The 24,850-nt window shown below is 36.5% G+C and carries 19 protein-coding genes; 5 read left to right on the forward strand and 14 right to left on the reverse strand.

The annotated features are described in order from the left end of the window. Nucleotides 1-7: 7 nt before the first annotated feature. Entirely contained in the window at nucleotides 8-2,839 is a 2,832-nt protein-coding gene (gene uvrA, locus H6W53_RS01830; protein ID WP_185204635.1) for an excinuclease ABC subunit UvrA, read from the reverse strand. 529 nt (nucleotides 2,840-3,368) lie between these two features. Here uvrA and H6W53_RS01835 point away from each other — a divergent pair. The 3 genes from H6W53_RS01835 (at nucleotide 3,369) to H6W53_RS01845 (ending at nucleotide 5,894) form a co-directional block, all read left to right on the forward strand. Then, nucleotides 3,369-3,941, forward strand: coding sequence for a Crp/Fnr family transcriptional regulator (locus H6W53_RS01835; RefSeq protein ID WP_087710313.1), 573 nt, complete (start codon nucleotides 3,369-3,371; stop codon nucleotides 3,939-3,941). A gap of 950 nt (nucleotides 3,942-4,891) precedes the next feature. After that, nucleotides 4,892-5,572: a type 1 glutamine amidotransferase domain-containing protein gene (locus H6W53_RS01840; RefSeq protein WP_185204636.1), complete on the forward strand. Its 681-nt coding sequence runs from the start codon at nucleotides 4,892-4,894 to the stop codon at nucleotides 5,570-5,572. A 22-nt stretch (nucleotides 5,573-5,594) separates the two neighbouring features. After that, nucleotides 5,595-5,894, forward strand: a complete 300-nt coding sequence (locus H6W53_RS01845; protein ID WP_185204637.1) for a putative quinol monooxygenase — start codon at nucleotides 5,595-5,597, stop codon at nucleotides 5,892-5,894. 476 nt (nucleotides 5,895-6,370) lie between these two features. Here H6W53_RS01845 and H6W53_RS01850 read toward each other — a convergent pair whose 3' ends face one another. The 4 genes from H6W53_RS01850 to H6W53_RS01865 all read right to left on the reverse strand — a co-directional run bounded on the left by H6W53_RS01850 (nucleotide 6,371) and on the right by H6W53_RS01865 (nucleotide 11,366). Beyond that, nucleotides 6,371-8,245, reverse strand: a complete 1,875-nt coding sequence (locus H6W53_RS01850) for a type VI secretion system baseplate subunit TssF (protein WP_185204638.1) — start codon at nucleotides 8,243-8,245, stop codon at nucleotides 6,371-6,373. Nucleotides 8,246-8,269: 24 nt separating this feature from the next. Then, nucleotides 8,270-8,710 carry a GPW/gp25 family protein gene (locus H6W53_RS01855; protein ID WP_185204639.1) on the reverse strand — a complete coding sequence of 147 codons (441 nt, stop codon included), beginning with the start codon at nucleotides 8,708-8,710 and terminating at the stop codon, nucleotides 8,270-8,272. Between the two features lie 900 nt (nucleotides 8,711-9,610). Then, complete coding sequence (locus H6W53_RS01860) at nucleotides 9,611-9,946, reverse strand: hypothetical protein (RefSeq protein ID WP_185204640.1); 336 nt, start codon at nucleotides 9,944-9,946, stop codon at nucleotides 9,611-9,613. A gap of 4 nt (nucleotides 9,947-9,950) precedes the next feature. Continuing rightward, complete coding sequence (locus H6W53_RS01865; RefSeq protein ID WP_185204641.1) at nucleotides 9,951-11,366, reverse strand: APC family permease; 1,416 nt, start codon at nucleotides 11,364-11,366, stop codon at nucleotides 9,951-9,953. 462 nt (nucleotides 11,367-11,828) lie between these two features. Between H6W53_RS01865 and H6W53_RS01870 the strand changes: the two genes are divergently transcribed. Next, complete coding sequence (locus tag H6W53_RS01870) at nucleotides 11,829-12,335, forward strand: DUF4920 domain-containing protein (protein ID WP_087710325.1); 507 nt, start codon at nucleotides 11,829-11,831, stop codon at nucleotides 12,333-12,335. 109 nt (nucleotides 12,336-12,444) lie between these two features. Here the strand turns inward: H6W53_RS01870 and H6W53_RS01875 are convergent, their stop codons facing one another. Beyond that, nucleotides 12,445-13,554, reverse strand: coding sequence for a M14 family zinc carboxypeptidase (locus H6W53_RS01875; RefSeq protein ID WP_185204642.1), 1,110 nt, complete (start codon nucleotides 13,552-13,554; stop codon nucleotides 12,445-12,447). Between the two features lie 824 nt (nucleotides 13,555-14,378). On the opposite strand from H6W53_RS01875, the gene H6W53_RS01880 reads away from it, so the two are divergent. After that, nucleotides 14,379-14,924 (forward strand): helix-turn-helix domain-containing protein, encoded by a 546-nt coding sequence (locus H6W53_RS01880; RefSeq protein ID WP_185204643.1) that lies wholly within the window; start codon nucleotides 14,379-14,381, stop codon nucleotides 14,922-14,924. A gap of 105 nt (nucleotides 14,925-15,029) precedes the next feature. Here H6W53_RS01880 and H6W53_RS01885 read toward each other — a convergent pair whose 3' ends face one another. The 8 genes from H6W53_RS01885 to H6W53_RS01920 form a co-directional block, all read right to left on the reverse strand. After that, on the reverse strand, nucleotides 15,030-16,202 hold the full coding sequence (locus H6W53_RS01885; protein WP_108410153.1) for a proline dehydrogenase family protein: 1,173 nt from the start codon (nucleotides 16,200-16,202) through the stop codon (nucleotides 15,030-15,032). 65 nt (nucleotides 16,203-16,267) lie between these two features. Beyond that, nucleotides 16,268-17,197: a UbiA family prenyltransferase gene (locus tag H6W53_RS01890; protein WP_185204644.1), complete on the reverse strand. Its 930-nt coding sequence runs from the start codon at nucleotides 17,195-17,197 to the stop codon at nucleotides 16,268-16,270. A gap of 12 nt (nucleotides 17,198-17,209) precedes the next feature. Then, on the reverse strand, nucleotides 17,210-18,136 hold the full coding sequence (locus H6W53_RS01895; protein WP_076390124.1) for a mevalonate kinase: 927 nt from the start codon (nucleotides 18,134-18,136) through the stop codon (nucleotides 17,210-17,212). 236 nt (nucleotides 18,137-18,372) lie between these two features. Further along, on the reverse strand, nucleotides 18,373-20,544 hold the full coding sequence (locus H6W53_RS01900) for a T9SS type A sorting domain-containing protein (protein WP_185204645.1): 2,172 nt from the start codon (nucleotides 20,542-20,544) through the stop codon (nucleotides 18,373-18,375). Between the two features lie 195 nt (nucleotides 20,545-20,739). After that, nucleotides 20,740-22,269, reverse strand: coding sequence for an MFS transporter (locus tag H6W53_RS01905; protein ID WP_185204646.1), 1,530 nt, complete (start codon nucleotides 22,267-22,269; stop codon nucleotides 20,740-20,742). Nucleotides 22,270-22,717: 448 nt separating this feature from the next. Next, nucleotides 22,718-23,899, reverse strand: coding sequence for an acetyl-CoA C-acyltransferase (locus H6W53_RS01910; protein WP_185204647.1), 1,182 nt, complete (start codon nucleotides 23,897-23,899; stop codon nucleotides 22,718-22,720). 57 nt (nucleotides 23,900-23,956) lie between these two features. Then, nucleotides 23,957-24,388, reverse strand: coding sequence for a hypothetical protein (locus H6W53_RS01915; protein ID WP_116099199.1), 432 nt, complete (start codon nucleotides 24,386-24,388; stop codon nucleotides 23,957-23,959). A gap of 7 nt (nucleotides 24,389-24,395) precedes the next feature. Continuing rightward, nucleotides 24,396-24,785 carry a hypothetical protein gene (locus H6W53_RS01920; RefSeq protein WP_185204648.1) on the reverse strand — a complete coding sequence of 130 codons (390 nt, stop codon included), beginning with the start codon at nucleotides 24,783-24,785 and terminating at the stop codon, nucleotides 24,396-24,398. Nucleotides 24,786-24,850: the final 65 nt, after the last annotated feature.

Consider the following 24,850-nt stretch of genomic DNA (forward strand, 5'->3'; position numbering starts at 1 on the left):
TATAATTTTACTCCAGTTCCCTCTTCAAAAACTTCCCCGTCAAACTCTTCTTCGACTTCACAATTTCCTCGGGCGTTCCCTGCGCAACGATCTGTCCGCCGTGTTTTCCTCCTTCCGGACCAACGTCGATGATATGATCGGCTAACTTGATCACATCCATATTATGCTCGATGATGATGAAGGAATTTCCTAATTCCACCAACTGGTTAATCGCATCCATTAAGATTTTTACGTCTTCAAAATGCAGTCCTGTTGTGGGTTCGTCGAGAATGTATAAGGTGTTTCCGGTCTGTCTTTTTGCCAGTTCTGTGGCTAACTTAATACGCTGCGCTTCTCCTCCCGAAAGTGTGGTCGATTGCTGTCCCAACGTAATATAACCCAAACCGACGTCCTGCAACGTTTTCACCTTCGCAAAAATCTTCGGAATCGGCTGGAAAAATTCCACTGCTTCATCAATCGTCATATCCAGCACATCGGAAATCGATTTTCCTTTGTAACGCACTTCAAGAGTTTCCCTGTTGAAACGTTTTCCGTTGCAGGTTTCACAGTGAACGTACACATCCGGCAAAAAGTTCATTTCAATTACTTTCAAACCGCCTCCCTGACAAGTTTCGCATCTTCCGCCTTTTACGTTGAAAGAGAATCTTCCCGGTTTATAACCTCGGATCTTACTTTCCGGCAATTCCGCAAACAGATTTCGGATGTCGGTAAACATTCCGGTGTAGGTTGCAGGATTTGAGCGCGGTGTTCTTCCGATCGGAGTCTGGTCTACATCTACAATTTTATCGATGTGTTCAAGACCTTCAATTTTTTTGTACGGCAAAGGTTCCTGAACCGCCCTGTAAAAATGTTTATTTAAAATCGGATACAATGTTCCGTTGATAAGCGACGATTTTCCGCTTCCTGAAATCCCCGAAACCACGACCAGTTTTCCCAGAGGAATATCAAGTGTCACGTTTTTCAGGTTATTTCCGCTTGCTCCTTTTAAAACGATATTTTTTCCGTTTCCTTTACGTCTTTCCGCAGGAACTTCAATTTTTCTTTTTCCGTTAATATACTGCGCCGTAATTGTATCTGCTTTTACCAGATCTTTTGGTTTTCCCTGCCACAGAATTTCTCCGCCAAATTTTCCGGCTCTCGGACCGATATCCAAAACCTCATCGGCTTCCAGAATCATGTCTTTATCATGCTCTACCACCAGAACAGAATTTCCGATATCCCGAAGATTCTTTAAAGAATTAATCAATCTTTCATTGTCTCTCTGGTGCAAACCAATGGAAGGCTCGTCTAAAATATAGAGAACATTCACCAATTGAGAGCCGATCTGTGTAGCCAGACGAATTCTCTGAGATTCTCCACCCGAAAGCGTTTTTGAACTTCTGCTCAGGCTTAAATAATCTAAACCAACGTCTAATAAGAATTGCAGCCTTGTTTCAATTTCCTTTAAAATTTCATGCGCAATGATGGCATTTTTCTCAGAAAATTTATCCTTAACATCAGCAAGCCAGTCCTTTAAATCAATTAAACTTAAAGCATTAACTTCCGCAATATTCTTTCCGTCGATTTTAAAGCTTAAACTCGAAGGCTGAAGACGGGTTCCTTTACATTCAGGACAGGTTTCTTCCGTGGTAAAATGTCTTTCCAGCAGAATCGCTTCATAAGATTCCCTTTCTTCGATAATTTCTTCCATGAAAGGAATCAGACCGTCAAAGCTGATCTTGATTTTCTTGGTAATTCCGGCGTATTTTAAATCTTTGTTGAATTCTTTATGACAGCCATTATAAATATAGTCTAACGCTTCTTCCGGAATGTCCTGAATCGGAGTTGCCATTCCCAATCCGAAAATTTCCAAGATATTTTTGATCTGAGAAAGTACCCATTTATTAGACTTCAAGTCTTCCAAAGGCAATAAACCTCCCTGATTGATGGATAACTTCGGATTTTCAACAAAATAATCTGTATTGATTTTCTTGATGGTTCCCAAACCTTTACAGCTCGGGCAGCTTCCTTTCGGAGAGTTGAAAGAAAACGTATTCGGTTCCGGCAGAGCCAGTGAATGACCGGTTTCGGCATCCATTAAATTTTTAGAAAAATATTCGATGTCCTTCGTTCCCAGTTTCTGAATTCCGATCAGTCCCTCTCCCATTTCCATCGCCGTACGAAGAGATTTTTCCATTCTCGCTTCGGAAGCAGATTCCCCGATAATCCAGCGGTCAATGACGATGTCGATATCGTGGGTTTTATAACGGTCGAGTTTCAGATCATATTCAATATCCTGCAGTTCGCCGTCTATTCTTGCCTGTCCGTATCCTTTTTTTGCCATCTGCACAAAAAGTTCGTGATAATGTCCCTTTCTGGATCTTACCACAGGCGCCATCAACATGATTTTTTCGCCTTTATAATTTTCTTTGATGGTTTCTAAGATTTGTTCTTCCGTATAGCTTACCAGTTTTTTTCCTGTCGTTTGAGAATAGGCATCGGAAACTCTGGCAAATAAAAGACGAAGGAAATCGTACAGTTCCGTTACGGTTCCTACCGTAGAACGCGGATTTTTGTTGGTGGTTTTCTGTTCGATGGCAATTACAGGAGACAATCCTTCTATTTTATCGACATCGGGACGCTCCAGACCTCCCAAAAACTGTCTTGCGTACGCAGAAAACGTTTCGATATAACGGCGCTGCCCTTCCGCAAAAATCGTATCAAAAGCCAATGACGATTTTCCGCTTCCCGAAAGTCCTGTAATCACGACCAGTTCGTTGCGTGGAATTTTTACATTGATGTTTTTAAGATTATGTTCGCGTGCGCCGTAAACTTCTATATATTCTGTTGATTTACTCATAATTTGGGGTGATTTTACCTGAAAATCACGATGTGCAAAATTACGGAAATTTTGGCAATTTTCAGTGTTAAAAAGTGTTAGTTTATCCTTACAAAAATGATGCGAAATTATTCGGAAGCCATTTGTTTTTTAAATGGTCTTAGAAAATTATTATGACAACTGTACCACAAAAAATTTACTCTTCATGAATCTTTGATTACTTATTGTAATTTTCACAATAAAAGATCAGTCTTTTTAAAGCAAAACTTGTTTAAATTAATTTCAGAATTAACCGCAAAAGGGACAAAAGATCATGTTAAAGCGAATTTATGTAATAATCAAAGCGCTCAAAAGAATAAAAATCAAGAATTTTTAAAAACTATGGTGAGCTTTTTCATTGATAATGATCAACTTTAAATAAAAAATTTAGTAGATCTTTTGTGGCTTTTGCGGTTAAATAAAAGTTTAAACAGACTTGCAGTTTCTGTATTGGAAATTCAAGCAGATTCTTCAGAATTTTAATTACATTTACACCGGATAAAGCATTATCATGAACCGACTGCGAGAACATATCGAAGCCATTACACCGCTTACAGACGAAGAGTTTGAATATGTCAAAACTTTTTTCACTTTAAGAAAAGTCCGTAAAAACCAGTTCCTGATTCATGACGGAGACGAAGTTAAATATGAATTTCTTGTTCTTGACGGAATTTATAAAGTCTATTATATTGATGAAAACGGCAAAGAACATATTCTTCAGTTTGCCAAAAAAAACTGGTGGATGTCCGATTATATCGGATTTTTTAAACAGCAAAATTCCAAAATGTTTATCGAATGCCTGAAAGAAGGTGAAGTGGTAAGTCTTACCCTTGAAGGAAGAAATAAACTCGCAGCAGATCTTCACAAGATGGATCATTTTTTCAGAATTAAATTAACGAACGGTTATATTGCGCTTCAACAGAGAATTATGATGCTTTTGTCGGGAACACCGCAACAGCGTTACGAAGAATTTGTAAGATTATATCCTGATCTGATTTCGGAAGTTCCTAAAAAATATGTCGCAGAATATCTCGGCGTAAGCAGGGAAACTTTAAGCAGGCTGTATTCTAATACCAATAAATAGTTTTTAAATTTTTCACTCAGCAAAATTTTTAATAATCATGTCATTCTGATTGAAATTTTGCGAAGCATTATGAAAGGAAGAATCTTTTTGATAATCTCCCGCAGATTACGCAGATTACGCAGATTATGCAGATTTTTTTCAATGCAAAATTGTTTATCATTTCTCAAATGCATTTACAGTATTTTTGTCATCCTGAAAGGATCTTAACAATAATGGTTATAAAAGACTCTTCGACAGGCTCAGAGTGACACCGCGAATACTAAACGAAAGATAAAACAATAAATAATTGTTAACAATTCTTTTCAATCAGCAAAATTTTTAACGAGTCATGTCATTCTGATTGAAATTTTGCGAAGCATTATGAAAGGAAGAATCTTTTTGATAATCTCCCGCAGATTGTACAGATTACGCAGATTTTTTTTCAATCTAAAATTTTTTATCCTTTCTCAAATGCATTTCCAGCATTTTTGTTATCCTGAAAGGATCTTAACAATAATGGTTATAAAAGACTCTTCGACAGGCTCAGAGTGACATCGCGAATACGAAATAAAAGACAAATTAAGAATCTTTTTAAACACTAATGTCACTAATTTTTTGCACAAAGAGTACCAATATATTAAAGACTAGATTAAAGACAGACTTGATGCATATTGTTTCAGATATTGAAAGGAATAACTTCCGCCATAGCCCCGATTGTAGAGAAAATCCCGCAATGGAGCGGCGGAGCGAAGCGGAGCCGCGCAATGAGGAATTGTAACGGAAAGCGGGAAAAAGCTCCCAATAAAATATAAAAAACAATAGAATAAAATGCAGAAGTGTGATTTGGATCACACTTTTTTTGTGACTTCAGTCCTTCGAACGAAGCATTGGATCGGCATATATTTGCTGTAGAAATTCAGGTAATTTCAAAAAGATCAAACAAATATTTTTAACAAACAAAATTGAATGTCATGAATCCAAAAGTATTAATCGTTGTATCCAACGCGAATTCTATCGGTCCGAACAATAAAAGAACAGGAACTTTCCTGCCTGAAGTAGCGCATCCTTATGCAGAATTTGAAAATGCAGGTTACCAGATCGATTTTGCCAGCTTAACCGGTGAGTCTCCGTTTCTGGACGGATTAAATTTAGCAGATGATCCGGAGAACCTAAAATTTTTAACGGGAAAAGGCTGGGAAGATATGCACAGTGCAAAAAAACTGTCTGAGGTAAACACTTCCGGTTACGATGCCGTGTTTGTTCCGGGAGGTCTAGCTCCGATGGTGGATATGGCGGAAGCGCCGGAACTTAAAAAAGTACTTGCCGATTTTTATGAAAGCAACCGTGTTGTGGGAGCGGTTTGTCATGGTCCCGTTTCGCTTCTGAATGTAAAATTAAGCGATGGAAGTTATCTGGTGAATGGTAAGAATATTGCTGCATTTACCACTGCGGAAGAAGAGAGTTATGCAAAAGCGGATGTTGCTTTTGATCTTCAGACTGCCTTAACGGAGCAGGGTGCGATTTTCCATGCAGCAGAACCATGGTCTGCCAACAGCATTGCCGACGGAAATATCGTGACCGGACAAAATCCGGCTTCTGCAAAAGGTGTAGGAGAAAAAATAGTGGCTCTTTTGGAAGCGAAAAACGCTTAATTTAGCTTTAAATTTAATAAGAATGGATCAGAAAGCAGTATATATCTGTGCCAAATGGCAGGTAAAAGAAGGAAAACTGGATGCCGTTCTGCAGTTGGCACAACAGGCAGCAGAAAAAAGTTCACAGGAAGAAGGAAATCTTTTCTATAAAGTACATCAAAGCCAATCTGACGATCATACTTTGGTATTGTTTGAAGGGTATAAAAATGCCGATGCAGTGGAATTCCATAAAAATTCTGAGCATTACCAGAAAGTTGTAGCCGAACAGATTGTTCCTTTACTGGAAAACAGAGAGGTGATTCTTATGGATCAGTTATTTTAAACAATAGTTTTTTTTAATAAGTTTCGGGCAAACCTTTGGTTTGCCCGAAATTTTTATTATTTAACCTGAGTTCGGGATAAGTCTTCTTAAACGCAATAAACAAAGAGATTCAATTATCAGGAATTCACCTTTTAAGATATACAAAGGCGTAAAATTGATCAAAGTAATATCATTTTTGTCTTTTTTAAATAAACGAAGTGCCTTTGTTTAGCTTACCAACTTTCAATAAGTAAAAAAAATCTTTTGTTTTTCTTTGCGATAAAATAATACAACATTATAAATCAATTATTTAAATTTATTTCTTATCCCGAACTGAGGTTATTTAGCTGGAGATCCTTCGACAAGTTCAGGATGACAGGATTCTAATACTCACTGCTTTTATATTCCTTCAAATAAATATGCTGAAGATTTCGCCAAGTCATCCTAAGATCGTCTGAGAATTCATCCATTTTTATTGAGAATATCCTAAACAATCACTAAAAATCCAAATCTTCATTCGTTACTTTTACCAGATATTCAATTCCGTCGATGGCTTTGGAAATAATCTGATTCCTTAAAACATTCGCCATATTTTCCCAGTAAGCTCTTCCGTAGAAAGAATAATTCTGCGGAATGATCTCTACCTCAACCGTTCGGATGAAACCTTCTTTCGGTTTATTGCTGATCATGGTTCCTCGCGTCACTTTCACCTCTTTCAGCTCGTCTTTAAGAACCATTCGGCAATAGTTTTTCACATCTTCCAGAGAAATGATCTTGTCTCTTGTGGTTAAAGCATATTTATAAGCCTGAATACTGTCGGTTCCCTTCTGTTCTTCCGCTCCGCCGATCGTTTCCGTTAAAAGAACCAGCGTCTGTGATTTCAACTGATTGGAAAGTTCCGTTCCGGGACGCATATGATTGGCTAATGTAGAATGCGTGATCCAGAATGAAGCATAGGTATGATCTGTCTTATCAACAGGCTCCATAATCACATAGTTCAGCTCCTGTTTAATGCTTCGTTTGGCATTGTTTACCTTCTGAACCATGGATTTCATTTTGTCGGACATTTCGCTAAGAACGCCTTTCACGTTATCCCGGTTCAGTAAAGAGAAAGCTGCAATTTCGTCTCTAGTGAGTTCCAGAACATTGGCTATCATATCAACAGCATTCCGGTTCGTAAAACGCTCCATTCCTCCCTTTCTTACGGTGTATAAACCTTTTCGGAGATCGTCATTCGGGGTGAAAGGAATTTCGGTGTATTTTCTTCCGTCACCATCCTGGACCTCATCTACATACAGAAAATGTTCGCCTTCATCCGTTACGAGAGGAATATTATTTCCCATGATGTCTAAGCTGTATTCCGTTTTTTTCCAGCCGCGGTTATAGATCGGGAAAGCATTCAAAACAAAAGAAAAATTATCCAGAATTTCAGCAGAAAATTGCGGCGGAAATTCGAAAGTAAGCCACAGATAACGTTTTCCGTCGATATATTTTGTAATTTCTTCTTTATAATCTACATAACTGAGATTTTCGGGAAGCTGTCCCGGTTCTGAAAATAATGAGGTTGAAAGTCCGGAAATCTCAATGAATTTATGATGATACACACTTTTAATATCTTCAATAATTTTATTCTGAATAGACTGTTCGCGAAACATCTGCTCATATCCTTCTGCCTGATTGTTTTTGTAATAAGTTAAACCTTCTTTTACAAATAACGGATTTCCGTTGGACGAAACTGTGATATAAGGCAATAATTTATAGGTAAAATCAAGATGTTCGAAAGCAGGATTTGAGCAGTAAATGCTCACATTTTTAGGAAAAGTTTCGTTTGAGTATTTTGAAACATCAATTCCGATGGTCACTTTACGGTAATCTTCCGGTCTTCCCTGAAATCTTGCAATGGGAATTTTATTCAGCCGGTCATCAATTCCGTAGCAGGTATTTCCTACAAACATGATGGCGGTCTGTATTTTGTTGATTCTTATATTTCCGATTGGCGTAAAAGGAATATTAATCTGCTTGTCCGATTCTGATTTTATGGTGGAAGTCATCTGTTTTTTAAAGAAAAACTCGGTATGCTCCAATAAAATTTCCGACGGTTCATAAGGTTGCGTAAACGCAATCGCATGAGACGGAATCGGATGTGTATAAATGGAAGGCGTTAATAATTTTGCCAGTTTTTCTAAAATTCTGGCGTTAACGGTCTGTATTTCGTTGTTCGCTTTGAATACTTCCGTGCTGAATGCATCAATTAATAATTTAACGAACGGATCAAGAGATTGCGGGCTTTTCAATCCCCAGACTTTTGTGGCATTCTGAAGCATCCTCGCTTTTACGGATTCTTTGGAATAAATATTCTGTTCTAAATTCATAGGATTTGGTGGTGGTTATAGAATTTAATCAATCGACATCGGACTCAGGAAAAGTTCTGTAGAAAAGCTGAAACGTTCTCCGGAATGCTCCATTTTGGCATTGATGGCGATTTTTACCTTTTTTTTGATTTCGGTATGTTCTTTTGTGTCGTAGCTGTGTTCCACGATCTGGATGTGTGCATCGATTTGTGGCTGAACGATTCTGGGTTCGTATTCCTGAATCTGCCTTTTGAGACTTCTGATGAAAACGGCTTCCCAGACTGCGCTTGTAATGCCGTTATCGAATTCAAGGTTCCAGACGTCGTTTCCGTAATTTTCATCGTATCTGTTTTCGCCTTTTTTGGTGGTGATGAGCAGCATAATATTGTGCGCGATGCTTTCTCCCATGTCGCAGGTTTCTATGCTTCCTCCTTCCGTCATTAAAGTCGACGGAACAAAAGGCATTCTGTAATTTGGTGTGTCCATGATTTCTCCTTCTTAATTTTTTACTTCATAGAACTTAATTCTTTGAAAGATACTACCAAATTAATCATTTTTAAGGAAAAAAATGAGATAATATTATTGATTGTTGTTTAAATTTTTCTTTTTTAATGCAGCATTGGCTTGAGATTACATGAATTAATAAAAGATCAAACAGATTTTTGATTTTTAAACCACCCCGTCAAAAATTTCGTTGAAATTTTTGACACCCCTCCGAAGGAGGGGAATTTTTAGAACCTTAGAATTTAAGGATCAGTTGTCTACAATATTCATGTACGATGGTTTCAAATAAATTGTGGGAGACTTCCGGAAAACTCCGGAGGTTTAAAACAGAATTGTTTGTAACCAACGGAGAAGTTCTGTGGTTTCCTGCAAACTGTGGGATACTTCCGGAGAGGTCTGGAGATTTAAAACAGGGTTGTTTGTAATCAACGGAGAAGTTTTGTAGTTTCCTGCAAACTGCGGGAGAATTCCGGAGAACTCCGGAGATTTAAAACAGGATTGTTTGTAATCAACGGAGAAGTTCTGTGGTTTCCTGCAAACTGCGGGAGACTTCCGGAGAACTCCGGAGATTTAAAACAGGGTTGTTTGTAATCAACGGAGAAATTCAGTGATTTTAAATATTTTTAAAGATTTCGGGATTTCTAAACCACCCCGTCAAAAATTTTATTAAAATTTTTGCCACCCCTCCAGAGGAGGGGAATCTTTCGGGACTTCTGATTTATTTTCCTGTTTTTGATGGATTTAGTGGACAAAAATTGAAATTATACAGAAAAATCCTAGCCCAGATTGCAATGAAAATCCTTTTTGGAAAAAAGATTGTAATGGAAAGCTGGAAAAAGCTCCAAAAAAAAGCTGCCCAACTTTGCGAACAACTTTATAAAATTATTTCATTTTGGCAAGACGGATATACTTTATATCACATTCTTTAAAGTGCCAGTACGGATTCATTGCATTGCCCGAATTTTGAATATAAATGGTGTCGCGATCATACATAGAACTGATATGTCCATAATCAAGGTAAGTCACTGTATCTTCTTTATATACCTTAATCTTTCCCTTTAATCGGATCTTATTGTTGATTCTTAATTCATAGTTTTTTTGAGGATTTATACTGATCTCCATTTTACACTTCTTTTCTACCGCAAAATAATTTCCGCTAATTTTCTGAGAAAATAAATTCAGTGACAGAAAGAAAAATCCTATAGATAAATATTTCAAAATTTTATTTTTCAGTTTTTTTATTCATATTAATTAAATAATACACGGGAAGTCCGAGTAAAACCATGAGAAAACCGGGCCATGTATATTGCTGTTTGTAGATGAGCAATAAGATACAGAAACCTGTCCCGATCAATAAATAAATAATCGGAGTCACCGGATACAGCCATGTTTTGTAAGGTCTTTCCAGATCCGGCTGTTTTATTCTCAGGTAAATAACGCCGAAAACGGTAATCATGTAAAATAAAACAATGACGAAAGAGATCATATCCAGCAAATTTCCGTACTGTCCGCTCAGACATAAAATGGAAGCCCAGATTCCCTGCATCCAGAGTGCATTTGCGGGCACATTGTTTTTGTTGTTCTGCTCTGCCTGTCTGAAAAACATTCCGTCTTTTGCCATCGTCTGAAACACTCTTGCTCCGGCTAAGATCAGTCCGTTATTGCATCCGAACGTTGAGATCATGACCAAAACCGCAATAATTGCCGTTCCTGCATTTCCGAAAATGAAGTGTGAAGCAGCCACCGCTACCCTGTCGTTTTCCGCAAAAGCAATGGAATCTCTGTCTAAAGCATTCAGGTAAACGTAATTGACGGCGATGTACAAAATCATAACGGCAGATGTTCCGTAGATCATGGATTTTACCACATTTTTCTTTGGATTTTCAATTTCTCCGGAAACGAAGGTTACACTTTCCCAGGCTACCGAACTGAAAACGGAGCCTACCATTGCGGCAGCAATTCCGCCCAGTAAAGTCATTCCTCCGATGGGTTCCCAGCCTTCTTTCAGAAAATTTCCTGAAATGTCTTTTTTAAGGTTGCTGAAAGCATCATACCCAAAACTGAAATTATCCGATAAATGCGAAATATCCACCAGAATAAATCCTGTAGCAATAAGTCCCAGTAACGCTATGATTTTGGATCCTGTAAAGATATTCTGTAATAATTTTCCGCTTTCAACGCCTCTTGTGTTGAGCTGGGTTAATAAAATGATAGTAGCAATTGCTAAAATCTGGATCCATGTAATTTTAAATTCGCCACTCTGGAAAATCGGAGCTGCATCATTTAAAGCGGGAACGAGATAGGCTGTAAATTTCCCGAAAGCCATGGCAACGGCAGCAATTGTTCCTGTCTGAATGACCGTAAACAATCCCCATCCATACAAAAAGCCCATTTTTCTTCCGAAAATTTCTTTAAGATAAGTGTATTGTCCTCCTGCTTTTGGAAACATCGCCGAAAGTTCTCCGTAACTGATGGCAGCTGCAACGGTCATGACTCCTGTAATAATCCAAACCACGATTACCCAGAATCCTGAGCCAAGATTCCGCATCATATCTGCGGCAACAATAAAAATTCCGCTTCCGATCATGGATCCCATTACCAGCATAATGGCATCCCAAAGTTTTAGTTTTTTCTGCATAATTGATTGTAGATTCCAAATATAAATATTTATAGGATTATTTTCTGTTTTATTTAATATTCGCCGGATTTTTCTATGAAATGATATTCAACGCAATGACCACAAGGTTTTTATTAAAATAACATTAATTATTTTTGGTTCGCAAGGGCGTTTCACTCAGCAAATGATAGCAAAATTATATTTTGAAAACAATTTTTAGACACCTTAATTTCAATACATTATCACATAAAAAAAATTAAATAATCAATTATATATTTTTATCATTCGCTGAGTGAAACGACATTTCGAACGGAATTTCTTCAAAATTGATCCAAATCTTTGCGAACCCCGTGTTAAAAATACAAAACAAAGCTGGTCTTAAGAAAATACATTCAAATTCTGAAAGATTGAACCTGTTTTTTATCAAATTTTTAATGTTTGCCGTTCAGAATTTTATTATTACTTTTGAAAAAAATAATTCAAATGAAATTCAAAGCGATATTATTTGCTGTAGCCGTGAGTGCTTCGTCTTTAGCTTTTGCACAGGAAACAAAAAAATTCGGACCTCCTGCAGGAAATGCTCTTGTAGGTGATGTTTACGGTGGCGGAGTTGCTTCAAATGTAGAATCTAAAGCAATCTCCGTAGATAAGCTGAGCAAAAAGCTTAAAAAAGATAAAAAAGTAGAAAACGTTGCCGTAAAAGGAAAGGTAACAGACGTTTGCGATAAAAAAGGATGTTGGTTAACGATCCAGACAGAAGATAACTCTCAGTTTTTTGTAAAAATGAAGGATTATGCATTCTTTGTTCCTACTGCTTTAAAAGGTAAAACTGTTGTTCTGGACGGAACTGCGGAAAGAAAAATAACTTCTGTAGACGAACAGAAACATTATGCAGAAGATGCTAAAAAGCCTCAGTCTGAAATCGATGCGATCAAAACTCCGAAAGAAGAGATCAGATTTGTAGCCAACGGAATTAAAGTCATAAACTAATTTCTGTTTTAATGAAATAAAGGATCTGTAATTGTACAGACTTCCTTTCTGAATGAACAGTCTATTTATATAAAACAAAAGCGGAATATTGATTCCGCTTTTTTTATTTTCAGTCTTCTATTGTAAAATTGACTTCTGCATCCAACTTTGGATATTTTGTTTCTGAGACAAATTTCTTTCCGGTACAGTCGATTTCGAGCCAGCCTTTTTTCTTCTTTACATCTCCCACTTCCATGACAAAAGGAATGAATGAGATTTCATCTTTTACTTCTTCTTTTATTTCACGGTACTGAACCGCTACGTCTAAAATACATTCATGATCTGTATTCAGCTTCACATTTCTGTAAATGATATCGTAATGTGTTTCCCTGTTTTCCGGAATTTCGAGATAGGTTTCCCAACCTGTTGTTTCGGAATTTAATTCTGAAATCGCTTTTAACGCATAATATAAAGCAACCGTGTAATATTTTCGGGTTCCCTTTCTGGTGTAGTCGTCTACAAAATGTCCGCCTTCAAATAAGATAGTCGGCATTCCTGCTTTTATAAAATTATCGCCTGTGGAAGTCGGATAAAATTCATCAGAATATCTTCCGATCTGATTCGGGATTAATTCTTTCAGATGCTGATAAACTTCTGCAATTACCGCCATGCATTTTTTCCGGTTTTCGGTTACGGTTCTTTCAACATTTTCTGAGGGAGCCAAAAAAGACAACGTTGTCGGATGAATTCCGTCTGTTGTAAAAATTGTTCTCTGCTCATGAAGATTCAGCGCATAATCATATTTTTTTGAAGCCACCGTATTTTTTAAGAATTTGATCTCTTTACTGGCCTCGTTATGAAAGTCCCTGTTCAGATCGATATCGGCTGCATTTAATCTTGTCCATTTTTCGGATCCGTCGGGATTTAGCATAAAAATAAAATCAAGCTGAATTTTGCTGAACAATTCTTCTTTCAATTCCGGAGCTTTATCTAAAGACACGAGCAAATCGAGCATCGCGTGTGTTGCGTTGGATTCATTGCCGTGCATTTGTGACCAGGCAAGAATATTAATATTTCCTGTTCCGACTGTTAACTTATAAATCGGTTTTTCTAAATAAGACGTTCCGATCTGTTTTATATAATCACTGAGATTAGTCTGTAGGTAAGAAAATAATTTTTCAGGGGAAATATAGCGATTTGGGAAATTTGGATTTTGTAAATAGATCTGTTCGAAGTTCATATAAATAGTTTACAATAGTCAAATTTAAGGCTTTTTTATGGAAAAATTAAATTTTACATTTGTGAAATAATTAAACAATTGGTTGTGACAAAATGTCTGTTGATAAAATTGTGGATTGATAATAATTTAATTATTATATTTTAAATAACTCAATTTCAGTAATTTATAAAGTTTAATTAAATAAATATTTGAATATTACTTTAAGTAGTAAAAGTCTTTGTTTTAAAGAAATATGAGGAAATTTGTTAAACAAAACTATTGTTGAAAACTTTGAATAAAACACTGTATACAAATGTAAATCATCGGAAAATACAGTCTTCTACTAAATTATTTCTGTTTTTAATTTCAGAAATTTAATCTGGTAAATCTTAAAAAATATCAATAACCATATTTTACATTAAAATAATACAAAACCCAGTCCAAAAGCGTTTAAAAGCTGTATTTTACAAAAGTAAAACGTTCATTTTACCCTATTATAAAGCATTTATCTGTTATTTTAAGTACATTATCTGTATTTGATGATACAGTGTATTAAACCGCAACAAAATTATGTTTATTACATCAATAATGGTGTTTATATGAACATAACTTATCAATAAGTTATCGACGTTTTCAGCAAAATTTTATTGATTTTAATGATTTAACTGTGGATAAACTTTTGTAAAATTTAGAATTGGATTTTTATCAATTGATTATAATGCTGATTTTTAGATGTTTGCTAAGTTTACAAATGTAGTTTATTTTAATTTACATTTGTTTATTATATCGATTTGCATTTGTAAATTTATTTATTTACATTTGTAACACGTTTTAAGAATGGTTTTATGAGTCTAAACGAGAGAATTTCAAAAGTTATCGAATATTCTAATCTTTCTTCTTCGGAGTTTGCAGATGAAATTGAAGTACAGCGATCTTCTATTTCCCACATTACTTCCGGAAGAAATAAGCCGTCGCTCGAGTTTATCATTAAAATAAAATCGCGCTTTCCTGAAATTCTTTGGGACTGGCTGATTACGGGTGAAGGTGAAATGCTGAAATCTGAGCTTCCCGACTCGGACATTCCTGAACTGGAAGAAGAAAGCTATGAAGAAGAGAAACCAAGAACAACTTCTCTCCCCGATCTTTTTACGATGGTAAATAATGATGAAAGTTTTGGCAGTGAAGAAACAGAAATAGAACCGCCAAAAATGGATCGTCAGGAATCGTTTATATCGGATCAAAGTAAAGCTCACGAGAAAATATCGGATTCTCAGCGATTAGAAAAAAGTAATGATGAAATTATTGCTCAAGCTATTGAAAATCAGAAAAATAAGATTAAAAGAATCGTCATTTTCTACGAAAACGGAAAATTTGAAAGTTTTGAGCCTTAAATGATCTTTAAAACCGTTCATTTTTCAAAATTTCAATCAACTTATATTTAGATCATAAAAAAGCCTCACAAAATATTGTAAGGCTTAGAAATTTATCTTTAAAATTTATCTGCTTGCTTTTCTTCTTTCGAGTTCCTTTTTAATCAGCCCCAGTTCACGACCGGTTTGCCCCGCAACAGAAGTATTTTCCTGTGCTCTTCTGGTAAGATATGGCACAACGTCTTTTACAGGTCCGTAAGGAAGGTATTTTGCCGCATTATAGCCTTTATCTGACAGATAGAACGTAATATTGTCGCTCATCCCGTAAAGCTGCCCGAAATAGATATGAGGATTTCCGTTTTCCAGTCCTTTAGCTTTCATTTTATCCATGACAAGCTCTGAAGAAATTTCATTGTGGGTTCCGAAAAATGCCGAAACTTTGTCTAAATGATTCATAACGAAATCAATTCCTGCATTGTAATTTTTGTCGGAAGCATCTTTTGTCGGCTGAATAGGATCTGCATAGCCTTTTTCTGCGGCTCTTGCTCTTTCTTTTTCCATATAGGCTCCGCGAACGATTTTATACCCGATAAAATAACCTTTTTCTCTCGCGCGCTGAAGATGCGCTTCCATATACTCCAGTCTTCCGGTTCTGTACATCTGAATGGTATTCCATACAATCGGCTTTTCCTGATTGTATTTCTCCATCATCTCTTCGCAAAGATGGTCTGCTGCATCCTGCATCCAGGTTTCTTCGGCATCCACCATTACTTTTTTGTCGTGTTCGTGGCAAAGTTTACAGACTTCATCAAACCTTTTTACCACTCTATCCCATTCTTCTTTCTGGCTTGTTGTGAGTTCAGCATTTTTTCCGACAGCCTCGTACAAATCAATTCTTCCGAAAGCTGTAGGTTTAAAAACGATAAACGGAATTGCCGGATTTCCTACAGAAAATCTTACGATATCTTTGATCTCTTTGCAAACCGCATCAAAAGTTTCTTCGTCTTCCTTACCTTCAATAGAATAATCGAAAATACTTCCGACTCCTCTTCTGAACAGTTGTTTCACTACCTTCATACTTTCTTCACGGGTTTCACCTCCGCAAAACTGCTCAAACAAAGTGTTTTTTACAATTCCGGTAACGAAAGGAAAACTATTATGAACGGTGAAATTAAGAACAGAAGTTCCAATTTTTGTAAGAGAAGGCTGCTCAATCATTTTGAACATCCAATACGCTTTTCTTAACTGTGCATCGGATTTATCCGCAAATGCGACTTTAGTATCGTTAAAAATGGGCATTACTTTTTATTAATTTAAGGTTCTGCAAAGGTAAGAAAAGGATCAGGTTTTATAAAGAAAATTTTTTATAATTTACCTTCCAGCCCGTTCAGAAGCATTGCGATTATCCCAATAAAAACCCAAATTCTGAGAATATTAAGCGTGACGAAATTGCTTTTTCTTGTATGATTTAAAATAAGGTAAACACAAAGGATGAAAATAAATAATCCGGCAGTAAAATAATACGCCATGAATCCTGCAATTCCTGTTTTCATGATCAGCTTCATGGATACTGCCATGGTAATGATAAGCAGAGAAACGATAATTGTTTTGGTATTCCTGCTTTTAAAATAATTGGGAATTGTTGTGTATCCAAACGCTTTATCAACGCTTTTTGTTAACGTATCTTTTACAATATCAATGCATAAAAGAATCAGAAAAAGAAAAACCGCCATGAGTAAAACTTTCTTCGAAAAGGTTTCATAATACACCATCATTCCGAAAAAAGGATATAATGTAAGGCTTACAAAAGTGAGGTTGTTTAATACTAAAATCCGGCTGAGTTTATGGCTGTAAAACCACATAAAGAACTGATAAACTACAAAAAACGCAAAAACATTATGCGAAATCATCCATGCAACTCCCAAAGAAATTACGCTTAAAACGAGGTAAGCATAGAGAAAATATTTCTGCTTAATGAAACTCTGAATCCTCGTTCTGAAAGGCTTTACAACATGATCTTTTTCGAAATCGTAAAACTGGTTGATAATTCCTCCGGCAAGAATCGTAAGAACCGTACAGAAAATAATCCCGTGAACTTTAAAATCGAATACGAATTTTCTGAAATTTTCATCCTGATTAAAGAGGAAAAATGTTGAAACATAGAGGGCGAAAATCAGCAGGACGGCAACAAAAAAGCGAGCTCCCAAAAGAAAGCCCACGAATTGTGAAAATCTGTAAAAAAAAGATTTTTGAATATAATTTCTCTGTTGGAAAGTTTCTTTTTCAGAATTCATTCACAACAATTTTTAGAATCTGTAAATCACTTCTTTATGGAAGCCATCAAGCATTTTTTCTGCTTTTTCGTAATCTTTGGTGAAACCTAAAATATAACCACCTCCGCCGCTTCCGCAGAGTTTTAAATAATATGCATTGGAATCCAGTCCTTTTTTCCAGACATTAAATAAACTTTCGGGAATCATCGGACGAAAATGTTCATACGCCCAGTGAGAAAGCTTTTTCAGATTTCTGAAAAACGGATTCATGTCTTTTTTAAGGAATGCATCAATACAAGCATTGTTGTAACGGATAAATTCTTCTTTCAGGGTTTTTCTGAAACCTTCGGTCTTCATTTTTTCAAAGAAAATCTGAACCATCGGTCCTGTTTCTCCCGTCATTCCGGAGTCGATTAAAAATATTGCCCCTTTTCCGGCTTCGCTTTCAGGAATGGCAACTTTATCTACACTTTCTTTGCTTTCGATAAGAATCGGAAGATTCATATAACAGATAAGAGGATCAATTCCTGAGCTTTTTCCGTGGAAATAGCTTTCCATTAAGCCAAAAACTGTTCGAAGACTTTTCAGTTCATCTTTTGAAATATTTTCAGGCTCATGCTTGGAAACAGAATATCTTTCGAAAATTGCGGCAACCAAAGCACCGGAACTTCCTACTCCATATCCCTGAGGAATATTGCTGTCGAAAAATAATCCTTCAGAAATTTCTTCTTTAAACTTTGAAACATTAAGCTCAAAAGTTTCAGGAAGTGCTAAATTCTGCAGGTAATCTGCGTATTTTTTAAGATGATCATTGGATTTTTTTTCAAATTCGGAATCCAGTGAAGAGAACTTGAGGGTACCTTTATAGAAGCTATAAGGTAATGTCAAACCTTGGGAATCTTCTATGATTCCGTATTCTCCGAACAAAAGAATTTTTGCGTAAAATAATGGGTTTGTCATTTATTTAAATAAATTTTTTTGCAAATTTAATACTATTCTTGTGAATATAAGCAAATCCCGCGCCGAATTCTAACAAATTTTAACAGCAAAATATTCTTAAATTTTAATTAAATCTAAAATCAGGATTCCTATTACTATAAATATACAAAAAAAGCCTGAAAAAATCAGGCTTTTTTACATTATATTTAAAAACTGTCTGTCCGCAGTTTATTATTAAAGAATGAAGAAGCTTAAAATTACTGCTTAATCAGCTTTTTGGTAATTTTCTGTTTTTCTGTTTCTACCGTTACCACATAGTTTCCTGTCTGCATGGAAGAAATAGTCACATCATGTTTATTGCCTTTTAATGAAGATTCAGATTTAATTAATCTTCCTGCTTCATCATAAATCTTGAATGATTTTAAAGCATCTTTTGAAGAAATTGTAATGATGTTTCTTGCCGGATTCGGATAAATATTGACAGTATTGTCTTTCGTATTTACATCTTCCACCGCCAAAACCGCACAGGAGAAGTTTGCTTTCCAGCCAATGTCATTCACTGCAGGATCAGACACGAATCTTACCGTAATTGCACCGGAAGGATGGGTAGATGTAAATGTTCCCGGTAAAGCAGTTCCTGTTAAACCATTTCCATTCGCAAACAAAGGAGAACTTGTAGAAGGACCGTTATAAATATACATAAAATCATAATCCTGCTCAAGACCGAATTCTGTAAAATTCATCGTTAAAGCTCCTGAACTTGGGTAAAAAGTTTTCACAATAGTCTGGCTGTCTCCGTAGTTGGAAGTGGTTCCACCTGTGTCTGTAAACTGCGCTCCGTCGCACCAGTCTCCATCTGTTAAAAACATCTGTGTTCTCTGGTATCCTGCAGAACAGTTTGTTCCTACTGATAAAAGATAGTAGGTTGCGGGCTGAAGATTTGCCAAACTTAAAGATTGTGTAGAAGTTGTTCCGTTAGTAACAATGGTACCGTCATATTTCGTCAGTCTGTATTTCCATGAAGCAGATGTGGCATCGGTAAATGCTGCGTTTGCTGAAATCTGTGTAATGTTGGAAACAGAAAGTGAAGTCACCGTTGTAGAACATGCCGTTGTACAATTCATTCCTAAACAAGGTTTGGATTCTACTGTATTTCTGATCAAAGCTGCCGGTTGAGGACCGAAACCGTTTGCAAAATTAATTCCTACTCCTGAAACTAAGTGACAGTAACTCATGATGGTTCCTTTCACTGTAGAAGAAGGAATAGGTCCTGTTGCACAGGTTCCTTCAGGGTAACCAGCCTGTGTTCCGCATCCGTCGATTGCTGTTGAATTTCCGTTCCACGCACACGCATGAGTATGAGGCGAACCTAAACTGTGCCCCATTTCGTGAGTCATCGCCTCGATGGTCCAGGAATAGACAGGAACATTATTATATGTTTGTGAAGCTCCGGAATAAGCATGTCTGTTTGTTGTACAAAGAGAATTGATGTAAGCAACACTTGTTGTAGAGGGCTGATTGACCAAATGAGCCAGATCACCGTTAAAAGTCTGCCTGTTGGTTCTGAAACTTGCCAGATTCGCATTTGGTGTTCCTGTATAAGGATCTGCCGTTGTCCATACGTAAATTTCGTTTAAAGCGATTTTGATATCATCATTGCTGTAAAGCGTTGAGATATTGTTATGGATTGCGGTTAACCAATTCGCTGTGGTGGTTGTATTAGATCCGTTGTTTGTGTAAGGTGTGTAGCAAACTTCGTAATAAATTCTTACGCAGTTTTGCGTCATGACCTTTCCTGTTGTTTTCTTGGCATCCGGATCGAAAGATATTTTTTGATTGTGATTATCCGTTAATTCATCCACGCCGCAGACAAAAGGATTTAATCCTGTAAGTTTTGAATCTGAATAGCTTACAAAGTCTGTAGAATTTTTAACTTTTCCGAGAATTACATTTCCCAGTTCGGGGGTGGAAGCCACTCCTACCACATCGTCTTCAAAAAAGCTGAACGCTACTATCGACTGATTGTCTCCTTTTACAATTCCCTGATAATATGCTCCGGGTGTATAATCTACGATTTCGCCTTTATTGGTGGTCACTTTAAAATCGTTTGTAAATATCTGATTTTTGTATAGTTCCAGGGTAATTAATCTGCCATCGAAAGGAAAAGAAATTTCGAGATATTCGGGTTTTTCCTGAACTAACTTTTTAAGCTGTTTCGCATCAATATTCAGCACAGAAATATCGGTTGCCGCTCTTTTGTATTCGGCAAGTTTTTCTGAATTTTTCTTGATGGTGAATAAATCGAACTTTTCAAAGTTCTTCTTTTGGGTATGGTATTCCGAGACTTTTTGGGCTACAGGTCTCATGTTTTGGGAGAAGCCAAAAACCGCAGACTGCAAAATACAGAGAGTTAGAAATTTCTTAATCATTTTAACGACTTATTAGATTTGCAAATAAACAAAAAAAATCAAAGCACAGTGAATAAATAATAATATTTTCACATTTTTTAATTGTTAAAAGTAATGAAAAATTTAATTATCCCATAAAATATATAATTTCTCATGATGATAAAATAAAAAAGACGCTTTATCAGCGCCTTAAGTTTTTTAAAAATATAATTTCAATTATTTTTTCTGGGTATTGAGCTTCAAAAATCGTATTAAAATTAATCCGACAAAGAAAAACAATGCCATTGAAAATGCTGCGAACCTCATTCCTGAAGCAGAAGGCAGCATAACATCAATTTTAGCAAAAATGGCTCTTAAAGAATCATATTTATCGATAAATAAAGCAAAAACAAATGTTCCCACGATGATGGCAATTTTTTCCAGAACATCGTAAAAACTGAAAAATGTTGTGTTTTCCATTGAGTTTTCCGGTAAAAGTTTGGAATAGGTAGATCTGGACATTGCCTGAAGTCCTCCCATTACCAAACCAACCACAGCAGCTACACCATAAAACTGATATTCTACTGTAGGGTTTTCTTTGTTAAGGAAATATGCCCAGATGCAGGCAACGATCCAAAGAATAATAGCAATGGTGATGACATTTTTGTTTCCGATTTTTCTGGATAATCTTGAGAATATTACGGCTCCGATGATGGCTTCAATCTGAATGACCAAGAGTGTTCCGATCAGTTTATCCTGCGGAAGATTGATCTCACTTTTACCAAACAGGGTTGCCATCAGGAAAATGGTCTGCATTCCTACGCTGTAAAAAAAGAAGCTGGAAAGGAAAAATTTCAGGTTTCTATCTTTGAAAAGACCTTTTCCTACTTTAAACAATTCATGAAAGCTTTCTTTGGCAATATCTTTATAGAAGCTTAAATTGTCTTTTAAAACTTCGAAGAACCCACCCTGTTCTTTATGTCTTTTGAAGATGTTTTTATAGTTTAAAAGGACTAAGTCTTTCGGAAGTTTTTCTTTCACATCCCCGAACTGAGGCAAATGTTTGAAGGTATACTGAGAAAAACCGAACCACCATGCTCCGGTTAATAAAAAGCTGATTCTTGTGAAAAGTAACTGTTGTGCAGCGCCTTTTGCAAAAACCTGAATTAAAAGTAAACAGATTATTACCAAAACTACCGATCCGATATATCCGTAAACGTATCCTTTTGCGGAAAGTGCATCCTGTTTGTCTCTTGTCGCAATGTCCGGTAAAAAGGAGTTGTAAAATACCAGACTTCCCCAAAATCCGACACTTGCGGTAATGCTGAAGAGTAATCCTAAGAATACGTTGTGCATTCCTGTAAACATTGCCAATCCCATGCAGGAAGTTGCTCCAAGATAGCAGAAGAACTGAAGGAAGGATTTTTTGTTCCCGATCGTATCTGCCAAAGAAGATAAAAACGGAGATAATAAAACCACTACAAAGAAGGAAATCGTTAAGGAATATCCGTACACAGCATCGGGTTGATATTCTTTTCCGAAGATCTTAATCATGTGTCTTACAGGGACATCAATCCAGGATTTTGTTTCCGCCACATATTCTTTCTTTTCGTACGCTGTGGTAAGAATAGAATAGTAAATAGGGAAAATAGTAGAGGTAATTACCAAAGAATAAACGGAGTTTGCCCAGTCATAAACCGCCCAGGCTTTCATGATCTTTGGATTATTCTTTATATTTTGAGTTTGCAGATTCTCAATTTCAGACATTTCAAATAAATATTAATAAACACAAAAATAGCAAAACCGCTGAATATTCGGAGGTTTTTATTTTGTTTGGAGGAAATTTTATTATTCCGTTAAAGTTGGAGTGTGTAAAATGGTTTTTCCTCATACGCAATTTATCCGAAATGATTCCTGTTGTGTCTGACTATTTTTCGGACGAAAAAACGTTCTACATCAATTAGGCATTGTATTTTTTTAATTGAGTTTGATTTTTAAAAGTTTTTTAATCTTTCAAATGATTTTTACCGATAATTTCTATGGATGGCTGGAATTTTAGCCCCGATTGAAGCATTTGTCTGAGCTCATTTTGGGATTCGGCGGCGGCTTTTGCCGCCGCCGAATCCCAAAATAGCGAGTGCGGAAAGCGGGAAAAAGCTCCAAAAAAAAATCCGAAAGTAAAACTTCCGGATTCTGAATGTATCAATATAAATGATTATTGCATATTTTCGATAACGATTGCAGAAGCACCGCCACCTCCGTTACAGATTGCAGCGGCACCGTATTTACCGTTGTTCTGCTTCAAAACGTTAATGAGAGTCACAATTATTCTTGATCCTGAACTTCCAAGAGGGTGACCAATTGCCACGGCTCCACCGTTCACATTTACTTTAGAAGCATCCAGCCCTAAGATTTTGTTGTTTGCCAAACCTACAACAGAGAAAGCTTCGTTGAATTCGAAGAAATCGATGTCTGTAAGCTCTAAACCTGCTTTTTTAAGCGCAATGGGTAAAGCTTTTGAAGGTGCTGTTGTAAAATCTTCAGGAGCCTGTGCTGCATCTGCGTAAGAAACGATTCTTGCCAAAGGCTTAAGTCCCAGTTCCTCCATTTTTTCTTTAGAAACAAGGATTAAAGCAGAAGCTCCGTCGTTTAATGTAGAAGCGTTTGCTGCCGTTACTGTTCCTTCTTCTTTTTTGAATACTGTAGGAAGTGAAGGAATTCTGTCGAAATTTACGGTTTTATATTCTTCATCTTCTGCAAAAACGATTGGATCTCCTTTTCTCTGAGGAATTTCCACAGGAACAACCTCATCAGCGAATTTACCTTCAGACCAGGCTTTTGCCGCTCTTTTGTAAGATTCTATGGCGAAATTATCCTGCTCTTCTCTTGAAATGCTGTAATCTGTTGCGCATTTTTCTGCACAAACTCCCATGTGAACTTTGTTGTAAACGTCAGTAAGTCCGTCCAGAACCATTCCGTCCTGCATTTTTACATCGCCTAATTTTGTTGCGTTTCTCGCGTTGTAGTAATGTGGAACTGAGGACATGTTTTCCATCCCTCCTGCAACAATTACGTCTGCATCTCCTGCTTTAATTGCCTGTGCCGCCATGGAAACTGCTTTCATTCCGGATGCGCAAACTTTATTTACCGTGGTAGAAGGTGTTTCGTTTGAAAGCCCTGCTCCCAAAGCAACCTGACGCGCCGGAGCCTGTCCTTCTCCCGCCTGTAAAACGTTCCCCATATAGATTTCCTGAACCTGCTTAGGATCCATACCGATTTTGTCTAATGCTCCTTTTACAGCAACTGCTCCCAGTTTAGTTGCAGGAACTGCTGATAAACTTCCCAAAAAACTTCCCATCGGAGTTCTTACTGCGGAAACGATGAATACTTCTTTCATTTTTTATAATTCTATTTTTTTACGTTTAGTTGAAGCCGAACCGGATGATTCGTCTGTTTATTTTTTATTTTCTTTTACTTTTACCAAGACAAAATCGTAGGTATCGTTCTCGAATTTTGACTGGATTTTTACATAATTATCCTGCGTGGCAAGGACTTTATTGCTTAAAACATCGCCAACTTTTATGGGATGTTCTTTTTCACTTTTTTCAACAACGACTAATTTATAATCGCAGTCTCCTACAAAAACCATGGATAATTTTATAAAATCTTTACCGTCGTTATAATATTCGGTCTGTATATTATCTTTTACGGTCATGTACCAAAGATTGGGAGGATAATTCATTCTAAAGAATTTTCCTTCTTTGATGTTGGCACATTTTGCAGGATTGTCAACAGGTTTATTTTTTGCTGTTACCTTCGTCTGTGCATTTACGTAAGATGCACCAAGAAAAAATACTCCGATCGAAAATATTTTAAAAAAATTCATACGTGAATTATGCTTTTACTTTATTATTTTTAACCAAAATGATCATGAATGCTCCTAAAAATTCTAATATCCAGCCCCATTTTAACTTTACAATTCCTGCCAGTTTATCCTGCCAGGATTTAAACGGCATAAAGCTGAAGTAATCTGAAGCCTGAAATTTTACAGCGATGAGTGTAAAAATAAACAGGACGACTAAAAGAACTCCAAAAATCTTCGAAACTTTTGCGTTATTGTTTGCAATACCAAACAGGGCTCCTGCCGACAAAATCCAACAGATTATTGCCAGAGAATGATCGAGCTTCCAATAGTTCCAGTTTCCGATGATGGGAACGTGAACAAGCGGCAGAAAACTTCCTGCAACCACCAATATCAATCCTAATAACTGAATATTTTTCATATTTCTTAAAGTGCCAAAATACAAAAAAAAACACACTTCAAAAAGTGTGTTTTTCTATGATGAAG

It is taken from the genome of Chryseobacterium sp. C3 (assembly GCF_014218905.1).
Classification (GTDB): Bacteria; Bacteroidota; Bacteroidia; order Flavobacteriales; family Weeksellaceae; genus Chryseobacterium; species Chryseobacterium mucoviscidosis.